6 protein-coding genes are annotated in these 7094 nt (G+C 68.4%); 3 read left to right on the top strand and 3 right to left on the bottom strand.

Features of this window, described 5'->3' with window-relative positions:
• The coding region (locus VGV37_RS30340) for an EscU/YscU/HrcU family type III secretion system export apparatus switch protein (RefSeq protein ID WP_414638018.1) at positions 1-139 on the top strand (139 nt) is incomplete at its 5' end.
• A 12-nt stretch (positions 140-151) separates the two neighbouring features.
• Here the strand turns inward: VGV37_RS30340 and VGV37_RS17230 are convergent.
• Positions 152-2713, bottom strand: a complete 2562-nt coding sequence (locus VGV37_RS17230) for an ATP-binding protein (protein WP_326880943.1) — start codon at positions 2711-2713, stop codon at positions 152-154.
• Positions 2714-3107: 394 nt separating this feature from the next.
• Here VGV37_RS17230 and gspD point away from each other — a divergent pair, with 394 nt between their 5' ends.
• Both gspD and VGV37_RS17220 read left to right on the top strand, forming a co-directional pair.
• A complete protein-coding gene (gene gspD / locus VGV37_RS17225; protein WP_326880942.1) occupies positions 3108-5270 on the top strand; it encodes a type II secretion system secretin GspD in 2163 nt (720 codons plus the stop codon).
• A gap of 1 nt (position 5271) precedes the next feature.
• Positions 5272-6159, top strand: coding sequence for a hypothetical protein (locus VGV37_RS17220; RefSeq protein WP_326880941.1), 888 nt, complete (start codon positions 5272-5274; stop codon positions 6157-6159).
• A 6-nt stretch (positions 6160-6165) separates the two neighbouring features.
• Here VGV37_RS17220 and VGV37_RS17215 read toward each other — a convergent pair whose 3' ends face one another.
• Positions 6166-6657 (bottom strand): hypothetical protein, encoded by a 492-nt coding sequence (locus tag VGV37_RS17215; RefSeq protein ID WP_326880940.1) that lies wholly within the window; start codon positions 6655-6657, stop codon positions 6166-6168.
• On the bottom strand, positions 6654-7094 hold a 441-nt coding region (gene gspM / locus VGV37_RS17210), incomplete at its 5' end, for a type II secretion system protein GspM (RefSeq protein WP_326880939.1). The genes VGV37_RS17215 and gspM, both read right to left, overlap by 4 nt.

The raw sequence follows: 7094 nt of genomic DNA, 5'->3' as shown, positions 1-7094 counted from the left end.
AACCGCCGCTAACGTCGCAATCATCAAAAACCCAGACCTCGCAGAACGCCTCGCCAAACGAACCACAATCGGCTCATTCATCCCAAAAAACCTCTTCACAGAAGTCGCAACCATCCTCGTCCAAAACGGCCTCGCCTAAATCACGACAACGTCATCCGGCCAGGGCGACCGCCACGGCGTCTTCCTCGCTCCAGGCGGCACCTTCCGCCAGCAGGCGCGCCAGTTCGGCAGGAGACAGTGCCTGCTCGAGCCGGGCGCTGAGGTCGAGCCAGAGCGATCGCTCATTGGGTTGCCGGGTTCGATGTTCGGCGCGAAAATAGGCGTCGCTGTAGCCGGCGAGACGGGCGGCGCGGACCGGTTCCCGATCAATCGCCGCCGCCAGCGCCAGATGCTGGAAGCAGTTCATCACCCAGGCGTTTGCGCCCAGTGCCAGCGCGAGCCTCAGTGCCTCGCCGGCGACCTCGCGCCCGCCCGCGGCATCGCCGATGGCGACCAGATAGCCGGCGAGGTTCGATGAGACGGTGGCGAGGCTGACCGTGCTGCCACGCATGCGGCACGCCGCCTGGACGGCCCGCGCCCGCGCGATGGCCTCTTCCCGCCGGCCGGCCGCGAAATCCAGCTCGGCCAGGACGGCGGCCGCAAACTCGAGCTGCCGCGCATCGCCGAAGCCGAGCGCCAGATCGTGCGCTTCCTCGAGATGAGCCCGCGCGCCGTCGATGTCGTTGGCGAACCAGTACATGCCGACCATGATGCCGAGTGCCAGCACCAGGAATTTCGTGGGACCGACGGCACGGAGACGGGCGACGCCTTCGCGCAGATATGGTTCGGCCTCGGCGACGTCGCCCGGCCGCAACAGCATCTTGCCGACCTGGCTGAGCGCGATCGCCGTATAAAGCGGCTCGTCGGTCTGCCGGAACAGATCCAGCGCCTGCAGGCTCGATTCCAGATGTTGCCGCCCGCCCATGTGGGCGCTTCGGCCGGCGGCCAGGCGCAGACGCGCCAGGATCGCGGGCGGTGTCGTCTCGTCGACCTTCATTTCCGCGATCTCGAGCCAGCGCCGCTGCTCGGACACAAGCTGGGTTTCGAACCAGAGTTCCTGGGTATGGCCGACGAGTTCAAGGCCGCGCGCCGCGTCGCCATCGGTCGCGAAGGCCCATTCCAGGGCCGCGCGAAGGTTCTCCAGATCCGCCTCGTAGGCCTCGCGCCAGGCATCGGTTGCCGTGGTCGGCCACAGGACCTCGCCCTGCTTGTACCGCCCGATCAGATGATCGACGAGACATTCGAGGCACCGCGTCCGCTCGTCGGCATCGAGCTTTTCCAGGCCATAGGCGCGGGTCGATTCCAGCAGCCGGAACCGGCGCTCGCCGCCGGCGTCCGGCAGCGGGACGACCAGGGACTTGTCGACCAGGCCCAGCATGAGATGGATCAATTCGAGCGGCTCGCCCGCCGCGTCCATGGCGACGGCCCCGGCGGATGCCACGGTGAAGCTGCCCGCGAAGATCGACATCCGCCGCAGCAGGATCCGCTCGCGCCCGGACAGCAGGTCGTAGCTCCAATCGATCGTCGCCCTGAGCGTCTGGTGGCGCGGCTGCGCCGAGCGGCCGCCGCCACCGATCGACAATCGGAACCGGGCGTCGAGATGCGACAGCAGGTCGGCCGGCTTCAACAGCTCGAGCCCGGCCACCGCCAGCTCGATCGCGAGCGCGAGACCGTCGAGGCGCCGGCAGATCTCGGCGACCAGCGGGGCGGTTTCCGCCGTCAGCGCGAAGCTGCCGAGAACGGACGCCGCCCGATCCACGAACAGGCGAACGGCGCTGAAGCGCATCGCGTCCTCCACCGCGACCGGCAACCGGCTGTCCGGCGTGGCGAGGGCAGGAACCTGGAAGGTGAATTCGCCGGCGATCGACAGCCGTTCGCGGCTCGTCACCAGAAGGGTCACGGTCGGGCAGCTGGTCGTGATCGCTTCGGCCAGCCGTGCGATCTCTTCGGCAAGGTGCTCGCAATTGTCGAGCACGAGCAGAAGCTGCTTGCGGCGCAGGAAGGTCGTCATCACCTCGCAAGCCGGCCGGCCGGCCTGGTTCGCCAGCCCGAACATCGCGCCGATGGTTTCGACCACGAGGCGCGGATCGCGCAGCGGTGCGAGTTCCACGAACCAGACGCCGTCGGGATAATGCCGGACCGCCTCTTCCGCCAAGCCGATCGCCAGACGGGTTTTGCCGATTCCACCCGGCCCCAGCAACGTGATGAGCCGTGTTTGTGGCAAGCGCCCGAGCAGCGTCGCGATATCGTCCTCGCGACCGACGAGCCGATCCGGCGGCGTCGGAAGATGGCTGGACGTGGCGCGGATGCCGGACGGGCCGGGCGCGATCCGCTCATCGCCCAGGTCGCCGGCTTGCACCTGCCCCAGAAACCGGTAGCCCCGGCCGGGAATGGTCCCCACCAGCTTTGCCGTGCCCTGGTCGGAACCGAGCGCCTTGCGCACCGCCGCGAGCGTGACCACCAGCGTATGGTCTTCGACGACGGCCGCGTGCGGCCAGACGAGGGACTTGAGCTCGTCCTTGGAAACGATCCGGTCCCGGCGCTCGACCAGGGCGACCAGCAGATCGAACGGGCGACCGCTCAGCGGCACCGGTTGATCGAGGCAAGTCAGGAGACGGCGATCCGGGATCAGGCGATAGGGTCCGAACCGAAGCACGCCCTCACTTGCCGCCATCGAGCACCCCGTGAATCGTTTCGGAAGACCAAGGTTCGCCGCGCCGCGAACGTACCAGGGGAACCCGAGCTTTCCCAAGATCTTTGACGGCGAAAGCCGGCATTCACAAAACGGACGCCGCGGCGTAGATGCCGGCCGTGGTTCGTCCGCCACAGTCACAAAACTAAAATACGAATTGTCTATAAGACGCTCGGCGATGGCAGTGTCCGCAAAATCCGGACCAGCGACGACGGTATGGTGTGGTGAATTGATCAGTCGAGCGGGTTGGGCGTGTTTGCACATTGGCGGTCGACGCATCGGCCGGAAATACCGATCGGCGGCGTTTTTCTTTCCCGTCTTCCTGGTCTGCTCCTGCCAGCACATTGATCCTCCCGCGCCTCCGGAATCCGCGCCCGTGGCCGAAGCGCCGGCACCTTCTGCGGCCTTGATGCCGCCGACGGCGCTCGAGCCCGCCTCGACACGGCCGGCCGCCATCGTGCATCCGGGAACCGGTGTCGCGGTCCGCGCCGTTTCGGCGGGGTCCAGGGGCGCGACGGTCACGCCGGGCGACGACGTGACCCTGAATTTCGTCGACACCGACCTGCACGAGGTCATGCGCTCGGTCCTGGGCGACCTGCTGGGCCTGAGCTACGTCGTCGATCCCAAGCTGCAAGCGGCGATCACGGTTCAGACCACCCGGCCGCTGCACCGCGACCAGGTGCTGCCGGCTCTGCAGGGCATTTTGCGCGCCGACGGCTTCGGCCTGGTGGAAACCGGCGGCATCTACCGAGTCGTCCCGGTCGACGAAGTCGCCCGCCACGCCGAGACGGCTACCGTCGCGGGCCAGGCCGTCAAACCCTCGCCGGGCGGCGTCGGCATCCAGGTTGTCCCGCTGAAATATGTCGCCGCCGCCAGCCTGCGCGAGACGATCGATGCCGTCCTGCCGAAGGGCGTCTCGGTCCAGACCGACACGGCGCGCAACCTGCTGATCCTGACCGGCACCGGCGATGACCTCGCCGCCGTCGTCGACCTGATCCGAAGCTTCGACGTCGACTGGCTCGCCGCCATGTCGTTCGCCATTTATCCAGTCGAAACCAGCTCGCCCCGCGCCGTCGTCGCCGATCTCAATACGGTGTTCGGCGCCCACGGCTCGGGTCCCTTGGCCGGCGTGCTGCGCTTCGAACCCCTCGACCGGCTGAATGCCGTCCTGGTGGTGGCGCCGCAGCGGGCCTATCTCGACGAGGCCCGGCGATGGGTCGAGCGCTTCGACCGGGGCGACGACGAGAGCACGCCGCGCCTGTTCGAATACCACGTGCAGAACAGCCGCGCCGCCGACCTCGCCAAGGTGATTTCCCAGGTCTTCGGCACCGGCACGGCGCAAACCCAGACCTCGTCGCAGATCGCACCGGGGGCCAATGCCGTCCAGTTGAACAGCGGCACCGGCGGGCTCGGGACGGTCGGGACCAGCGGAACCCCCGGCAACAGCGGCGGACAGATCTCGCTCGGCAGTCCGACCACCGGGGGCGCCGGGGGCACGTCCGGTTCCACGGGCGGCCTGCCGCCCGGCCCGCTGACCGCGCCGCCTGCGGACGGGACCGACGATCCGGCCACGCTCGCCTCGGGCCTCAAGTCCGCGTTCGGCGGCCAGCCGGAGCCGAGCGACCCCAGCTTGCCGAAATTGAAGGTCGTGGCCGACGACAAGAACAACATCCTGCTGATCTACGCCCGGCCGCGCGACTACCACATGCTGGAACAGACGCTGCAGCGGCTCGACATCGTTCCGCTGCAGGTGCTGATCGAGGCGACCATCGCCGAGGTCACGCTGAACAACGACCTGAAATACGGCCTGCAATGGTTCTTCACCAAGGGCGCCGGCCGGTTCGGCCTGTCCCAGGCGGGCAGCTTCACCAACACGGCAGCGGACATCACCGGCTCGGTACCCGGCTTCAACTACGTCCTGGGCGGCACCAACACCAAGGTGGTGCTGAGCGCGTTGTCCGACATCACGCATGTGAACGTCGTGTCCTCGCCGGAGCTGCTGGTGCTGGACCATCGCACGGCGGCGCTGCAGGTCGGCGACCAGGTGCCGGTGATCAACCAGACCTCGCAGAGCACGGTCACCAATGACGCGGCGGTGATCCAGAGCATCCAGTACGTGAACACGGGCGTGGTGCTGCAGGTGACGCCGCGCGTCAACAAGACCGGCATCGTGACGCTCGACATCGACCAGTCGGTCAGCGACGTGGCCAAGACCACCTCGTCCGGCATCGATTCGCCGACCATCACCCAGCGCCGCATCGTCACCTCGGCCGTGGTCAAGGACGGGGCCACGATCGCGCTGGGCGGGCTCATCCTGCGCAACAAGACCGTCGGCAGTTCGGGCATTCCTTTCCTGGCCGACATTCCGGTCGTGGGCGCGCTGTTCGGGGCGCAGACCCGCAACGACGACCGCACGGAACTGCTGATCCTGCTGACCCCGCGCATCATCCGCGACAGCGACGAGGCCCGCAACGTCACCGAGGAGTTGCGCAACCGCCTGGAGGCGATCAAGCCGGTGCTGGCCGAGAAGCGGTCCTGAAGTGCCCGGGCGGGGACGCGACGACGAAAGCGGGTTCGCCCTCGTCAGCGTGCTCGCCATCGTGGCGGTCCTCGCCATCCTGGTGACCGGCTTCGCGCTGGCGAGCCGCCATTCCCTGGCGCTCAGCCGGAACACGGTCGAGGGCGCGGAGGCGCGCGCCCATGCCGAGGCCGGCGTTTCGCTGGCACTGGCCCATCTGCTCGATCCCGATCCCACCCGGCGTTGGAACACCAACGGCAGTCCACACGTCTTGACGTTCGACGGCAGCGCGATGACCGTCGTGCTGCAGGACGAGGCCGGCAAGGCCGATCTCAATTGGGCGCCACTGGAAATCATCGGCGGTCTGCTGACGGGGCTTGGGATCCCAGGCGACACGGCACAGGGTATCATCGATGCGGTTGCGGCACGCCGGATGGCCGGTATCCTGCCGGACGCCCCGCCCGGCGACCTCAGCAGCGCAGCATTGCTCGGCGGCCCGAGGTTGCGCGATCTGGCGGCGGCGCCGTTCCGGCTGGTCGAAGATCTCAAGGCCCTGCCCGGCGTCGGCCAGGACGAGTTCGATCGCGCCCGTCCGTTCCTGACCGTCTATTCCCAAAGCCAGCGGATCGATCCGGCCAGCGCGCCGCGTTCGGTGCTGCTGGCATTGCCGGGCATGGCGCCCCTGGATGCGGATGCCGTCATCGCCGCGCGCGTCCCGATCGGCGGCCAGGCCCGCCCCACCGTCCCCGACGAGGCCCTGGCGTTCATCGGGGCGGCGGATCAGCGGGCAGTGACGATCACGGTCACGACCGGGACCCCAGCGATCACGCGCCGCGCGGTGGTCTCCTTGACCGGCCGGGCGAACCAGCCGTTCCAGATCCTCGAGTGGCGGCAGGATTTCGACAACTGACCGCCCTTACCGCCCGGCCTTCGCCACCTGCTTGCCGTGGAGCTGCAGCGTCACCTCGTCGCCATGTCCGGCGAGCGCGACCCGGTCGGCCGCGATCGATCGCACCGTCCACTCACCGAGCGCCTGGCCCTCGCGGACGCGCAGGAGCTTTCGGTCGTTTCCCTGCCGAAGCAGCGCGATCCGCTCCCGTCCGGAAACGAGGATGCCGGCGACCGAGAACGTTGTCGGCGCGGGTCCTGCCGTTCCATTGACGGTGGCCGGCGGCGGGCGGCGGCTTTGGTTGAACAGCGGACGTTCGGTGACGGCGCCGTAGGCTTCCAGCGGGGCGAGCGGCAGGCCTCGTGCGACGGCGGCCGGCGCCGCCTGGCCGATCGATCCCGGGGCGCCCTGGTCGACCGCTGGCGGAACCGCCGCCAATCCTTGCCATTCGGCGACGATCGCGCCGCAGAGCGTCAGGCAGAGGGCGCTCCACCTGACCGCTGCCCATCGCGCCCTCATGGCGCGCCTCGCAGGAAGCCGTAGATGTCGACGGAGACGTCCAGCAGCACCGCGTCCGGATTGCGTTCTTCCTGCCGGTCGGCGGCCTTGGAGCGGATGCTGAGATCGTCCAGCACCAGGGTCGGCGACCCAGCCTCGGTCTCGTAGAGCACCTTTTGCATCGCCGGCAAATTCATCAACATCTCGCCACGTACGCCGACACGCCGAAAGCCGTCGATCTGCTGCATCGGCAGGATCTGCGTGCTCTTCAGCTCGCCATGAACGGCATCGACCAGGCTCTTGAGCCGGGCCTGCAACTCGGCGGCGGCCAAGGTGTCGTTGCCGTTCTTCAGAAACCCGTTGTCGGCCGTCACCTGCCGCGCCAGCCCATCGCGCTCCGCCCGCAGCACCGGCACCCGATCGATGAGCGCGCGGTAGCGGGCCGACAATGCCGTCAG

The sequence above is a fragment of the Aliidongia sp. genome (assembly GCF_035943795.1).
GTDB lineage: Bacteria > Pseudomonadota > Alphaproteobacteria > ATCC43930 > CGMCC-115725 > Aliidongia.
This window is presented reverse-complemented; position numbering and strand designations above follow the sequence as displayed.